Source organism: Streptomyces sp. CNZ301 (genome assembly GCF_004217425.1).
In genome coordinates, this window is record NZ_SHLG01000001.1 from 197,918 (window position 1) to 211,702 (window position 13,785).

8 protein-coding genes are annotated in these 13,785 nt (G+C 70.4%); 6 read left to right on the top strand and 2 right to left on the bottom strand.

Features of this window, described 5'->3' with window-relative positions; genetic code table 11:
* Positions 1-4 precede the first annotated feature (4 nt).
* From EV375_RS00930 to EV375_RS00955, 6 genes are all read left to right on the top strand, one after another.
* Positions 5-760: a TVP38/TMEM64 family protein gene (locus tag EV375_RS00930; protein ID WP_130297734.1), complete on the top strand. Its 756-nt coding sequence runs from the start codon at positions 5-7 to the stop codon at positions 758-760.
* An 88-nt stretch (positions 761-848) separates the two neighbouring features.
* On the top strand, positions 849-1,736 hold the full coding sequence (locus tag EV375_RS00935; protein ID WP_130297735.1) for an undecaprenyl-diphosphate phosphatase: 888 nt from the start codon (positions 849-851) through the stop codon (positions 1,734-1,736).
* A gap of 159 nt (positions 1,737-1,895) precedes the next feature.
* On the top strand, positions 1,896-2,891 hold the full coding sequence (locus EV375_RS00940; protein WP_130297736.1) for a DMT family transporter: 996 nt from the start codon (positions 1,896-1,898) through the stop codon (positions 2,889-2,891).
* A 1,441-nt stretch (positions 2,892-4,332) separates the two neighbouring features.
* Entirely contained in the window at positions 4,333-6,414 is a 2,082-nt protein-coding gene (locus EV375_RS00945) for a bifunctional polysaccharide deacetylase/glycosyltransferase family 2 protein (protein WP_486588212.1), read from the top strand.
* 46 nt (positions 6,415-6,460) lie between these two features.
* Positions 6,461-7,915: an LCP family protein gene (locus EV375_RS00950; protein ID WP_130297737.1), complete on the top strand. Its 1,455-nt coding sequence runs from the start codon at positions 6,461-6,463 to the stop codon at positions 7,913-7,915.
* 104 nt (positions 7,916-8,019) lie between these two features.
* Positions 8,020-9,444: a hypothetical protein gene (locus EV375_RS00955; protein ID WP_130297738.1), complete on the top strand. Its 1,425-nt coding sequence runs from the start codon at positions 8,020-8,022 to the stop codon at positions 9,442-9,444.
* A 54-nt stretch (positions 9,445-9,498) separates the two neighbouring features.
* Here the strand turns inward: EV375_RS00955 and EV375_RS00960 are convergent, their stop codons facing one another.
* Both EV375_RS00960 and EV375_RS00965 read right to left on the bottom strand, forming a co-directional pair.
* Entirely contained in the window at positions 9,499-11,244 is a 1,746-nt protein-coding gene (locus EV375_RS00960; protein WP_130297739.1) for an IlvD/Edd family dehydratase, read from the bottom strand.
* A gap of 76 nt (positions 11,245-11,320) precedes the next feature.
* On the bottom strand, positions 11,321-13,714 hold the full coding sequence (locus EV375_RS00965; RefSeq protein WP_486588213.1) for a GH92 family glycosyl hydrolase: 2,394 nt from the start codon (positions 13,712-13,714) through the stop codon (positions 11,321-11,323).
* Positions 13,715-13,785 lie beyond the last annotated feature (71 nt).

Sequence of the window (13,785 nt, forward strand, 5' to 3'; positions counted from 1 at the left end):
CCGCGTGTCCGTCCCCTCCACGCAGCAGTCAGACGGTCTCCCCAGCCGGCTGGCGCAGGCGCTGCTCTCCCCGAGGTGCCGGCTCGCGGCACTGCTGGTGCTGCTGTGCGCCGCGGGGATATCGATGCTGGTGTACGAGCCGCAGCGGTTCGTCACCCAGGGCCTGCCCGCACATCTCTCGGGCGGCCTCGCGGGCTTCCTCTTCACCGTGGCCTACGGGCTGTGCACCGCCGCCTTCGTCCCCCGTCCCGTCCTCAACGTCGCCGCGGGCGCCCTCTTCGGCACTCAGGCAGGCACGGTCGCCGCCGTGGCCGGCACGGTCGTCGGCTCCGGCCTCGCGTTCGGCCTCGGCCGCGTCCTCGGGCAGGACGCGCTCCGTCCGCTGCTGCGGGCGCGGTGGCTGACCGCAGTCGACCGGCAGCTGAGCCGGCACGGATTCCGTTCGATGCTGGTGATCCGGCTGCTGCCGGGCATTCCCTTCGCGGCCTCCAACTACGGTGCCGCCGTCTCCCGCATGGGATGGGCGGCCTTCCTCACCGCGACGGCGCTGGGCGTGGTCCCCAACACCGTCGCCTATGTGGTCGCCGGGAGTCACGCGGCGGCGCCCACCTCGCCCGTCTTCCTCGCCGCCTTCGGCTTCATTGCGCTCTCCGGTCTCGGGGGCGCCGTGCTGGCCTGGCGCAAGCGTGACGTGCTCGACCGTGAGGCCCCGCGATGTGCGGCGAAGACCCTGGACGGGCAAGGCTCCTCGCGTCCCTGAGAGCTCATCACCCCGCGGTCGCCCGTCATCCGTGTGGCTGTAGTCTGCTCCGCGTGATCATTGCCGCGGCGAGGACGGGTCAGAGCAGATGTCTTGGTTCGAAGCGTTCATTCTCGGACTCGTCCAGGGACTGACCGAGTTCCTTCCGATCTCCTCGAGCGCCCATCTCCGCCTCACGGCGGCCTTCGCCGGCTGGCAGGATCCGGGAGCCGCCTTCACCGCCGTCACTCAGATCGGCACCGAGGCGGCAGTGATCATCTACTTCCGCAAGGACATCTGGCGCATCATCTCCGCCTGGTCCCGTTCGCTGGTCGACCGCAGCATGAGGCGCGACCACGACGCCGAACTGGGCTGGCTGGTGATCATCGGCTCCATCCCGATCGGTGTGCTGGGGCTGCTGTTCAAGGACCAGATCGAGGGCCCCTTCCGGGATCTGCGGCTGATCGCGACAACTCTGATCGTCCTCGGCATCGTCCTCGGCATCGCCGACAGGCTCGCTGCCCACGGCGGGCGCTCAGGCAGGGGCAAGAGGGCCCGTCCGCGCAAGACGATCGAGGAGCTGAACGTCAAGGACGGCCTGCTCTACGGCTGCGCGCAGGCTCTGGCGCTGGTCCCCGGCGTCTCGAGGTCCGGCGCCACCATCAGCGGCGGACTCTTCATGGGCTACACACGCGAGGCCGCCGCCCGCTACTCCTTCCTGCTCGCGATTCCCGCCGTGATGGCGTCCGGCTGCCTGGAGTTGGCGGAGATCGGCGAAGGGCACGTCTCGTGGGGGCCGACCATCTTCGCGACGCTGCTCGCCTTCGCGGTTGCCTACGCGGTGATCGCCTGGTTCATGAGCTACATCTCCACCCGCAGCTTCATGCCGTTCGTCATCTACCGCGTGGTGCTGGGAATCGTCATTCTCGCGCTCGTCGCCACCGGCGTTCTCACGCCGAACGAGGGTGCCTCGTCCGGCGGGGTCTCGTCCGGCTGAGCCCGTGCGGCCGTACGTAAGGCGTGCGGTGCACACGTGAGGGCGGGTGTACTCCTGAAGCCGTACGGCAGGACTCACCCGCCGGACGAGGACAGGGCGCCTGACACGAGGCATCGTTGACGGCATGAACCGGATGTGGTCATTCCGCCTGGATCGTCCGTGAACGCCCTCCTGGCGGCAGTGCTGCTGTCGCTGGTCTCGGCCGTCTGCTATGCCACGGCGGCCATCGTGCAGGAACGCATCGCGGCAACCACACCGCCCAGCCGGTACGGACTGCTCCGCGCCCCCCGGTGGTGGGGAGCGGTCGCACTGAACAGCCTGGGCGCGGTTCTGCACGTGGGTGCGTTGAGCCTGGGCCCTCTCACCGTCGTGCAGCCGCTCGGTGTCCTCACTCTGGTGCTGGCGGCTCCGCTGGCGGCCCTGCTCGTCAGAAGACCGGTGAGCGCCTCGGCGTGGCACGGCATCGTCATCGTCTCGGGCGGACTGGCCGTCCTTCTCGTCCTCACGGGTTCGACACCCGCGCACGGTCTCGGTGGTACGGGACAGATGGCACTCACGGTGGCGGTGACCTGCCTGCTCGGCCTGCTGCTGCTGACCGCGACGACCGCCGGGCGACGGGCACGGATGCTGCGGTCCGTCACGCTCGCAGCCGCGGCGGGCGTGGCGTACGGGGCGGCGTCGGTGTTCATCAAGACGGTCGCGGACAGCTGGAGCCCCTCTCTGCCCGGCCTGTTGTCCACCGCGCCGCTGCTGGTCCTCATCGGCGTTCTCGCCGCGGTCGGTCTGGCCGCCTCGCAGTCCTCCTACAGGGAAGGCGGGCTGGCCACTCCGCTGGCGACGACGACGGTGGTCAATCCTGCCTTCGCGGCCGCGGTGGGCATCGTGATGCTCGACGAGGGGTTCCGGTTCGGAGCCTCCGGGGCTGCCGGCGCGCTCGCGGCCGGAGGCGTCACCACCTGGGGGCTCGCCTTGCTCGCGGCCGACAGCGCCGGAGACCGGACCGGGCCGTCCAGGACGCCGCGCGTCCCGGCCGAGGATCCGGGGCCGGTCGTCATCCGTGGTCCCGGACGGCTGTCCGGAGCGATGTACCGGGCGGTGGCGCGGCGGCCGCCGCCCGTACGGGCGAGCACACGGCCGCGGGTCTCGCGCCGCTGACGGGGCGGCCTCTCCGAACGCCCCGGCGGCGAGGCGGCCGGGCGACCCCACGCCACCGCCCATGTCCCCTCCGGCCCGAGGCAGTTGACGGCCCCGATGCGGATACCGGAGGACTCCTCGGTCCCCCCATGCCGTCAGCAGGCGCTGTACTCATGGCTGTTGACGCCGGATTCGCCTCCGGCCGGGTCCTGACCGTTCAGCCGGAGGTACAGCCGCGGGCAAGCTCGCAGACAGGGCGGCACACACAGGACCTTCACATGGTGTTCAAACTCACCCCGGGCAGCCACGAGCAGGAACGGGCGTGCCGAATGTCGTGTTTCAGAGGTATATGCCTCTTCATGAAGCCACATGCAATTGGTCGGTGAATGAGGGGAAACAATTGCCCATTTACACAAGGGCGGTCAGGCCTTGAATTCACAAGTTCACTGCGGAATTCACCCGGAGCCGCAGCTATATATGGTGAGGGTGACCGGCCGGTAGACAGCGAGCGGATCCAGCCGATCTTCCACTGCTGAGCGGCCGATTCGCGTCGCGGCGGCCACCTGACGAGTCGCCCCGAAAAGGACGGAACGGCAAGGTCTCCGTGTGTGCCTCCGCCGCTGCCATGGCGTCGGTCCGCCTCGTTCGGCGGCCTGTGCAGCGGGTTGCACCGAGCACTCGGACCAGGGCTTTCCGCGTTCCTCACCGCGCTTCGCACGGGGCCGTGCACCCACGCAGGAGCCAGGTCCGGACGGGCGGGCCACCGTGCCGGTGCGGAATTCCGCGCCACCTGTCCTTGCTCGTCCCGTGCGGTGAGGACAAGCCTTCCCCGCAAAGCCCGGACACACGGCCGCCGCAGAGCGGCATGATGACTTCAGGGGGAACCGGGGGTGACCGGCCATCCGATCTGGAGTGGTGACCATGAGATTCCGAAGGCTGCTCGACCGGCCCCTGGCGAGGGCGAGAAAGTTCACAGGTGGATTACTGAATCTTTCCGCGTCGCTCGCGTTCTCGGCTAGCTACACTCACGCCCCATGCGATCCATGAACAACAGTCGACGGAGGCGTGCAGACGCGCATCACCCGATATTCATTGCCAGTTCAAATCGGCGTAGACGACTTGTCAGATACGCGGCAGTGACCGTCGGGACCGCCTGCACCGGGTACATGGCTCTCTTCGTAGCTGTGCTGGGTGGCATGCAGCCTGCCGGGGACCACCCCCCGCGCATGAACGAACCGCTGCCGAGTTCCTCACAGGACGACACCGATGTACCGGCGGGTGCGCAGTTCCCGGCCCGCTCGACCTCCCCCTCCCCCCGCAACCCCTCCTCCCCCGACGCCCCTTCGGCCCCGAGCGGGTCCGGTCAGAAGTCCACACCCCCCACCCCCTACAAGGGCAACAACCCCGCTGAGACCACCCCCACGCCTGACACTTCTCCGGCCCGTCCCGGCGGCGCGACCAGGTGAGCCGGCACGCGCTGCGCCGAGACCCACGCGGGCACTGGCTGCTGCTTCTGCTCTTCCTCCCCGTGGTGTCGGCTGCCCTGCTCTTCGAGGGCTGGACGAACCACGAGGTCGACTCCGCACGCACCAAGGCCCCGTGCACCACGCCGATACCGCGCGCCGCCGACACCGGAGACCCGGTACTGCGGCTGTCCGGGACGAAGGTCGAGACCGCGGCCATGCCTGCCCGCACGGCCGCGCTCACCTTCAACGGCGGGCCGGACCCCCGGTGGACACCGCGCATCCTCGACCTGCTGCGCAGCCACAACGCCAAGGCCACCTTCTTCGTCTACGGATCGCAGGCCACACGCCACCCCGGACTGGTGCGCCGCATCCGCGCCGAGGGGCACGAGATCGGTTCGTACACGTACACGGGCGGCGACCTGGGCGTGGCCTCGCCCCTCCGCTCCCAGATGGAGCTCTCGCTCACGCAGACCGCGCTGGCCGGAAGCGCCGGCGTCAACACGGGCCTGCTGCGCCTCCCGCACACCAAGGCCGCGGACACGATGTGCGGCAAGGAGTGGACGGCAGCACAGCGCAGCGCCGAGCAGGGCTATCTCCTCGTCGCCACGGACAGGCAGTCCCGCAAGCCGTCCCAGGGAGTGATACGGCAGTACAGCCACACCGACCTCGGTTATCACGAGGCTGAGCAACTGCTGCGCAACCGGAACGTCAAGAAGTTCACTACCGTCACAGGGGGGCTGGGACAGCAGTCAGCGATGACGTCGGTGTCCGCGGCCGACCGGCTGCGGGGTGAGGGACTGATATGGGCGCGGACCCTGGGCAGCTTCTTCACGAGCGCCATGGCCTGGGCGCTTGCCATCGCCGGGGGCCTCGGCGTGCTGCGACTGCTGCTGCTCGTGATGTTCGCCCGCGTCCACATGAGGCGCCTGCAGCGTTACCGTCCGGGCTCGCCTTGGCTGCGGGAGGTGAACGAGCCTGTGACGGTCCTGGTCCCCGCGCACAACGAGGAGGCCGGGATCGAGGCCACCGTCCGTTCGATTCTTGCCTCGACCCACCCCTACCTCCAGGTCATCGTCATCGACGACGGGTCGACGGACCGGACCGCGCAGATCGCCGAGGGCATCCGCGACCCACGCGTCACGGTCGTGCGGCAGCCCAACACGGGCAAGCCGGGGGCGCTCAACACCGGCCTCGGCTACGCGCGTCACGGCATCGTCGTGATGGTCGACGCGGACACCGTCTTCGAGCCCGACGCCCTCCATCGCCTCATCCAGCCGCTCGCCCACCCGGCGATCGGCGCGGTGAGCGGCAACACCAAGGTGGGCAACAGGACCAGGCTGCTGGGCAGATGGCAGCACCTGGAGTACGTCTTCGGGTTCAACCTGGACCGCCGGATGTTCGAGGTCCTGGAGTGCATGCCGACCGTTCCGGGCGCCATCGGTGCCTTCCGCCGGGATGCGCTGATGGGAATCGGGGGCGTCAGCGACGACACCCTGGCCGAGGACACCGACCTGACGATGGCTCTGTGGCGGGCCGGATGGCGCGTGGTCTACGAGGAGTCGGCCATCGCCTGGACCGAAGTGCCGGGCAGCCTGCAGCAGTTGTGGCGGCAGCGATACCGCTGGTGCTACGGCACGCTCCAGTCGATGTGGAAGCACCGCCGCGCCGTCCTGGAGGTCGGCCCGGCCGGGCGCTTCGGCCGCAGGGGCCTGTCCTATCTGGCTCTCTTCCAGGTGGCACTGCCACTGTTCGCGCCGGTCGTGGACGTCTTCTTCCTGTACGGCATCTTCTTCCGCGACCCCGCTCAGGCGGTCGGTGTCTGGCTCGGCTTCATGGTCATCCAGATAGTCACGGCCGCCTACGCCCTGCGGCTGGACCACGAGCGGATGCGCGAGCTGTGGACGCTGCCGCTCCAGCTGTTCGTCTACAGGCAGTTGCTGTATCTGGTCATCATCCAGTCGGTGGTGACCGCCATGCTCGGCAACCGCCTCAAGTGGCAGCGCATGTCCAGGTCCGGCACGGCCGACGAGTACCTGCTGGGCGAAACCGTGGAGCGCAAGAGCCTGCTGCGGAAATGAACGACCGCATCTGACCGGATCGACGTGACCGAAGGAGAGTCGGACCATGAGGGACCCACTCGACCAGTGGGCCGAGGGTGGGACGCCGCAAGCGTCCGACGGGGATTCTCCGGGCCACACCGCCGAGTTGGCCGGGGAGTGGAGGCACTACGGCCCCGGCGGCTCGAGCGTCCACGGCTGGGCGGGGACCGGCCAGGGGTGGGCGGTCTCGGACCCGGTGAACGTGCGGGGCCCGTCGCGCCACGACGCGGACCAGCCGCTGCGGCCCTCCTGGGAGTCCAGGGGCACGATCAGGGGCGAAGTGGCCGGATCGCGTACGGAGCCGGTGGGCCGGCCGGCGGCGCCCGGATACACCCGGGTGCCGCACCCCGCGCCGATGCCGCCGGCCGGGAGACCGTCGGGGCCGGGGGGACCGAACGGGCCCGGAGGCCGCGTCGGCACCGGAGGCCCGGGCGGCGGGCCCCCGCGGGAGAACAACTCGCGCTTCGGCCCCACTCCTCCGCGGGCGCCGCGCAGCCCCAAGCCGCGCCGGCCGCTCAGACGCGCGGCGGTCGTACTGCTCGCGACGGTGCTCGTCGGTTCCGGCGGCACGTTCGCCTGGGCCGAGACGAAGCTCCAACGCGACGTGAACCTCGACAAGTTCACCGACCGCCCTCCGTCCGGCAAGGGCACCAACTACCTCATCGTGGGCTCCGACAGCCGTGAGGGCCTCTCCGCGGCGGACCGGAAGCAGCTGAACACCGGTGTCTTCGGGGGCCGCCGCACGGACTCGATGATCCTCATGCACAAAGGCGAGAACGGCACGACCATGATGAGTCTCCCCCGCGACTCATGGGTGACCGTCCCCGGGTACAAGCGCCCGTCGACCGGCAAACGTTCCGAGCCGGCGAAGAACAAGCTCAACGCGGCCTACTCGCTGGGCGGTCCGGAACTGCTGATAGCCACCATCGAGCACAACACGGGGCTGCGCATCGACCACTACGCCGAGATCGGCTTCGCGGGGTTCGTCAACATCGTCGACGCGGTCGGTGGTGTTCCGATGTGCCTCGAGCGGAACATCAAGGACAAGGACTCCGGCGCCGACCTGCGGCGGGGCTGCCAGAACCTCGACGGGGCGGATGCTCTCGCCTTCGTGCGGCAGCGCCACCAGGAGGCGCAGGGAGACCTCGGCCGTACGCAGAACCAGCAGAAGTTCCTCTCCGCCCTGGCGGCCAAGGCGACTTCGCCGGGCACGATGCTCAACCCGTCGGACATGTATCCGGCGCTCGATGCCGGGCTGGACACTCTCGTCGTCGACCAGAACATGAGCATGCGGGCGCTGACCAGCATGTTCCGTTCCGTCCAGGGCGTCAGCAAGGGAGGGGGCAAGCAGGTCAACGTGCCCACGGCGGGCGCCATCACGACGTCGAAGGGCAGCGCGCTGCGCTGGAACCAGGTGGAGGCGAAGAAGCTCTTCTCCCAGCTGAAGTACGACCGTCCGGTGACCGTCACCAACAAGTGACCCGTCAATCGGCTTTGCCACGGGGTTCGTTGACGGATCCCTGACCGCTCGTTGACGGTGGCCCGACGGGAGCAGACGGGCAAGTCAGCGGATACGGTGCTGACATGGGGTACGGGGTACGGCACGAGCACGGTGCGCACAGCGAACAGGCGGAGCGGGGCTACGGGTTGCTGGTGGCGGCCACCCCGCCGGGCAGACATCCGGCGGTCGACGCGACCGAGGCCCTTCCGGCGCTGGCCGCAACTTCCCCGTCCGTTCTGCTGGGCACGGTGACGGGCAGCGTCGTCCAGCTCGCCGACCCCGGCGACCCCAACACCGTGCTGTCACACCTGCGTACGGCCGCCGCGCACGACGGGCCACTGCTGGTCTACCTGGCCGGACAGCTCATGCTCGACTCGCGCGAGCATCTGCCGCATCTGGCCCTGACGCGTTCCACGCCGCGCTCCGTGCGCTACACGGGCCTGCCCTGGCACTGGCTCTCAGCGGAACTGGGGCGCAGGCCTCCGGGGCTCACCGCCGTCATAGCCGACCTGGCCGCCGATGAGACGATGTGGCAGCGGCGTGCGCAGCATCACCTCGCGCACGGACTGGTGCTGTACGGATCGCTCACCGCGCCGCGCGCCAGGCGTCTGACCTCCGCGCCGGAGTACAGCCGCGCGCTTGCCGCGGTCCTGCGCGTGAGCCGGGTGCGGCCGCCCCTCGACGAGCTGCACCAACTCACCCTGCACCACGCCGGGTTCGGCTTCGGTGACCCGGAGCGGATGCTGCTCGCAACCGCTGCATCTGCGGCCGCCCCCGGGGCCGGGTACGTTCCCGCCCCCGGGACCGGGACCGCGACGGCGCCCGCTGCGCCGTCGGCGCCCTCCGCGCCGCCGGGGCCCGCTCCGGCGACGGTCACGCCCCTTCCCGCCCCCGGGGCGCCCGCGGTGCCTCCGCCTCCGTCGTCGCCCCCGCCCGGGCCTCGCGCCGCCACGCCGCCGCCTCAGCCTCCCGGCGGCCCTCCTGCGCGGCCCCCGGCGCCCGCGCCCGGCGAGACGGAGGCGTCTCTGCCGGGCACGGGCACGGAGGTACCGGCAGACGTGCCCGCCGGCGTGCACGAGGCCATCTACCGGGCGGCACTCGAGGGACGCCACGGCGAGGCGGCGACGATGGCGGCCCAGTGGGAGACGGCAGCCCTGCGCGCCTCGGGCCCCCACTCCAGTGAGGCCGTGCACTGGGTGGAGGTGCGTGCCGACCTCGCCCACCGGGCAGGGGACGCGGGACGGGCCTGCACCTTGTGGCTGCAGGCCGCCTCCGTGCGGCTGCAGCGCGGGCAGGCCACGGACGCGGCCGAAGTGTTCGGCGCCGTCGACCGTGCCCACCACTGCTGGCACCAGGTCACCGACCCGGCGCAGGCCTACCCGCTCGGGGTGCAGCTGGCGGAGCTGAGAGAGCTGGTTCCCGGGCGCAGGCCGGGTGCGGTGCGCGACGTACGGGAGCGGCTCGCCTCTCTCACGGCCGCCCCGGGCGAGCAGGCCGCAGCGGGCTGACAACTGCCCCCGGACGAACGGGACTCGGGTCCGGGGGCGTGTCCAGCGCCGGCGTCAGTGCGAGTGGCGCGGAACCTCGCTGCCGCCGGCGCCCGTGAGGAAGTCCAAGTCGGCGCCTCGGTCGGCCTGCAGGACGTGGTCGGTGTACAGCTTCGCCCAGCCGCGCTGCGCCCTGCCGGCGTCCTCGGCCTCCCGGTCCGCCGCGACTTCCTTGGCACGGGCGGCCAGTTCGGCCTCGTCCACGCACACGTCGAGCCTGCGCGCGGGAACGTCGAGTTCGATGGTGTCCCCCGTCCGCACCAGTGCGAGCGGTCCGCCGACGGCCGCCTCGGGAGCGACGTGCAGGACGCACGTGCCGTACCCGGTGCCGCTCATGCGCGCGTCACTGATGCGTACGACGTCCTCCACGCCTGCTTCCAGCAGCTTCTTCGGCACGGGGACGTTGCCCACCTCGGGGAAGCCCGGATAGCCCTTGGGTCCGGCGTTGCGCACGACGATGACGGTGGACCGGTCGACCGGCAGATCCGGGTCGTCGGCGACCGCCGTGTAGTCCTCGACACGGTCGAAGACCAGCGCCTGCCCTCGGTGGCTGAGCAGTTCCGGGTCTGCCGCGGAGACCTTCAGCACCGCCCCGTCGGGGCACAGGCTGCCGTACAGCACGACGGTTCCGGCCCCCGCGGGCATGAACGGCTCGGACACGGTACGGATGACTTCACGGTTGTAGCACTCCGCGCCGGCGATCTCCTCGCCGATGGCCCGTCCCGTGACGGTGACCGGCTCCTGGTGGATGAGATCGCCGAGTTCGCGCATCACGACGGGGAGGCCCCCCGCGTAGTAGAAGTCCTCCATCAGGAAGCGGCCGGAGGGCATCATGTCGGCCAGCACCGGCACTTGGGCCGTGAGCTCGTCGAACTCGCCGAGTTCCAGGGGCACTCCGACGCGACCGGCCAGGGCCAGCAGATGGACCACCGCGTTGGTCGAACCTCCGAGGGCCGCGTTCACGCGGATCGCGTTCTCGAAGGCCTCACGCGTGAGCACCCGGGACGGGCGCAGATCCTGCTCGACGAGCTTCACGGCCTGCCGTCCGGACGCCTGCGCCAGGACGTAGCGCCTGGCGTCGACGGCGGGGATGGCCGCGCCGCCGGACATCTGCATGCCCAGGCTCTCGGCCATGCAGGCCATCGTCGAGGCGGTGCCCATCGTCATGCAGTGGCCCCGGCTGCGCGACATGCAGCCCTCCGCCTCACGCAGGTCCTCCTCGCTGAGCTTGCCGGCGCGCATCTCCTCGCTGAGCTTCCACACCGCCGTGCCGGAACCGATGTCCCTGCCGCGGAACTTGCCGTTGAGCATGGGCCCGCCGGTCACCATGATCGAGGGGATGTCGACGCTGGCGGCACCCATCAGCATGGCCGGGGTCGTCTTGTCGCAGCCGGACAGCAGCACCACCCCGTCGAGGGGGTTGGCCCTGAGTGTCTCCTCGACCTCCATCGCCATCAGATTGCGGTAGAGCATCGTGGTGGGCCGCATCAGCGGTTCGCCGAGCGACATGGTGTTGAACTCCAGCGGCAGTCCGCCGGCTTCCCACACGCCGCGCTTGACCGCTTCCGCAACGTCACGCAAGTGGGCGTTGCAGGGGGTGAGTTCGGACCAGCTGTTGCCGATGCCGATCACAGGCCGCCCGTCGAAGACCTCCGGGCCGAACCCCTGGTTGCGCATCCAGGACCGGTGGATGAAGCCGTTGCGGCCCTCGGCGGCGAACCAGGCCGAACTGCGCCGGCCGGCTCCCTCGTTACTGCTCATGCTCACTCCCTGGTGCTGCTCGTAGCGTCACGGCCCCCGGGTCAACTGCGATCTTGGTCCGGGAGTCGCTGCCGGGTCAACGGTCGCGAGCGTCCGGCTGCCCGAGCGGCGGCGGGGCGTCCTGCTTCCCGGTGCCCCACTCGGACGGCTCGGGGCCGAGACGGAAGTCGAGGGAGCGCCCGCGCCGTATGTCGTCCGTGCTGATCCATGTGCGGGAGATCTGCGAGCCGTCGGCGGACACCGAACGTATGTAGCGGTCGCCCTCCCCCTCCCGCGGCGCGCGGATGGTGAAGTGCCCCTCCGGATACCGGTCACGGTCCAGGGTCAGCTCCACGCGCTCGAACGCGGGGGTGTTCAGGGCCCAGGTGTCCGCGCCGGGAGCCACCGGGTAGATGCCCATGGCCGAGAGCACCATCCAGGACGACATTGTGCCCAGGTCGTCGTTGCCGGTGACCCCCTCCGGGGAGTCGGTGAAGCGGCACAGGGCCGCGTCGACGACGTCGGTGGTCTTCCAGGGGGAGCCGGTGGAGAGGTAGGTGTACGGCGCGAGGAGGTCGTGCTCGTTCTGGGGGTTGTACTTGTCCGAGTCGTAGTACTCGTAGGGGCCGGCGACCCACACCTCGCCCGCCGTCCTCCGCGGGTCCTCGGTGAGTTCGTCGTACGCGAAGAAGGAGTCCAGCCGCTTCTCGGTCGCCTCGCGCCCGCCGGTGCGGGATATCAGCCCAGGGACGTCCTGCGGGACCATCCACATGTACTGCCAGGCCGTTCCCTCGTGGAAACCTTCGCTCCTGGACGGGTCGGCGGGTCCGGCAAAGGTGCCGTCGGCCTTGCGGGCGCGAGGGAACCCGGTGCCGGGGTCGAGGATGTTGCGGTAGTTGCGGGAGCGTTCGGCATAGCGGTCGGCGTCGGCGGTGTGGCCGAGGTCACGGGCCATCCCTGCGAGGGCGGCGTCGGCCGTGGCGTACTCGAGGGTGGCCGAGCCGCTGTGTCTGAAGTCCGGACTGCCTGGCTTCTCCCGTTTCCTGTCGGGCTGGTGCGGAATGTAACCGTCCTCGATGTACTCCCTGTTGGCCATCCGGCCCAGATAGGGAGAGTCCGCGGGCGGCACCCCGTCGGCGTTCTTCTTCAGCGCGCGGTAGGCGCGCTCTCCCTCGCCCCCCTCGAGCAGCCCCTGCTGGTAGGCGTTCGTGAGGAACGGCGTGACCGGGTCACCGGCCATGATGTTCGTCTCCCGCGTCGCATAGCCCCACCGGGGGAGCCAGCCGCCCTGTTCGTCCACGTCCAGCAGCGACAGCGCCATGTCACGGGACTCGCGCGGCGCGACGAGAGCGAGCAGCTGCGCCTGGGTGCGGTAGGTGTCCCACAATGACCAGTTCTGGTAGTAGGTGTGTCCCTTCGCGCGGTGGATCTTCTGGTCCCAGCCCCTGTAGCGCCGGTCGACGTCCTCGCCGATGTTGGGGTGGAGCAGCGCCCGGTAGAGCGAGGAGTAGAAGACCCGCAGACGCGCCTCGCTGCCGCCGCTCACCCTCACGTCGCCCAGCCGCTCCTGCCAGGCCCGGCGGGCGGCGTCTCGGGTCTCGTCGAACGAATGGCCGCCTTCCGCGGCGAGGTTGCGTGCGGCGCCCTCCTCGTCGACGTAGGACAGCGACGTCACCGCCTCCACGTCGCGGTCGCCGTTCCGGGTGTCGAAGCGGGCGTATGCCCCGCGCCGCCCGCCGCCGGCCGAGGATTCGCCGCCGTCCGTGACCTTGTCGCCGTCCCATGTGCCGTGGGAGTCGAAGGGCCTGTCGAAGCGGGTCACGGTCCACACGGTGTAGGGCTCTGTGCCCTGGCAGAAGCCGCTTCCGGTGACCTTGCTGGCGATGGTCCTCTCGTCGAGGACTCGCACCGTGCTGTCGGTGACCTTGTGCAGCGCCTGGCCGGAGTTGAGCAGCACGTTCGCCTTGCCCGTGGCGGGAAAGGTGTAGCGCTGGTGCCCGGTGTGCCTGCCCGCGGTGAGCTCCGCCGTCGTCCCGCCGTAGTCGTCGAGGGCGACCTTGTACGAGCCGGGTGAGGCGCTCTCCTTCGCATGGCGGAACCCGGAGGCGTAGTCGTTGTTGTCGGTGCTGGTGATGTCGCCGGTGGTCGGCATGACGGGCAGGTCACCGCCGATGCGGCATCCCACCCCCGAGAGGTGGACGGAGGAGAAGCCGCGGATGCGGTCCTCGTCCCAGTCGTAGCCGGTGCTGCTGCCGGTGGTGTCGGGTGAGAGCTGCACCTTCCCGAACGGGACGGCGGCACCGGGGAACGTGTTGCCTTCGTTGCGTGTGCCTATGAAAGGGTCGACGTACGCGGCAGGGTCCGTGACGGGGCCCGCGCGCGTCTCGCCTCCCCCGCACGGGGCAGCGGGCGGTGAGGCGCCGACGAGGCCCGCGCAGAGCGTCGCGGTCGCCAGGCCCAGCAGGGTCCGGATCCGTTTCGCTCGCAGCACCTGGGCCTCCGGTCGGGACATCGTTGTCGAGCGGCCCAGCGTCGCCACAGCGTGGCCGGATGTCTATGCCC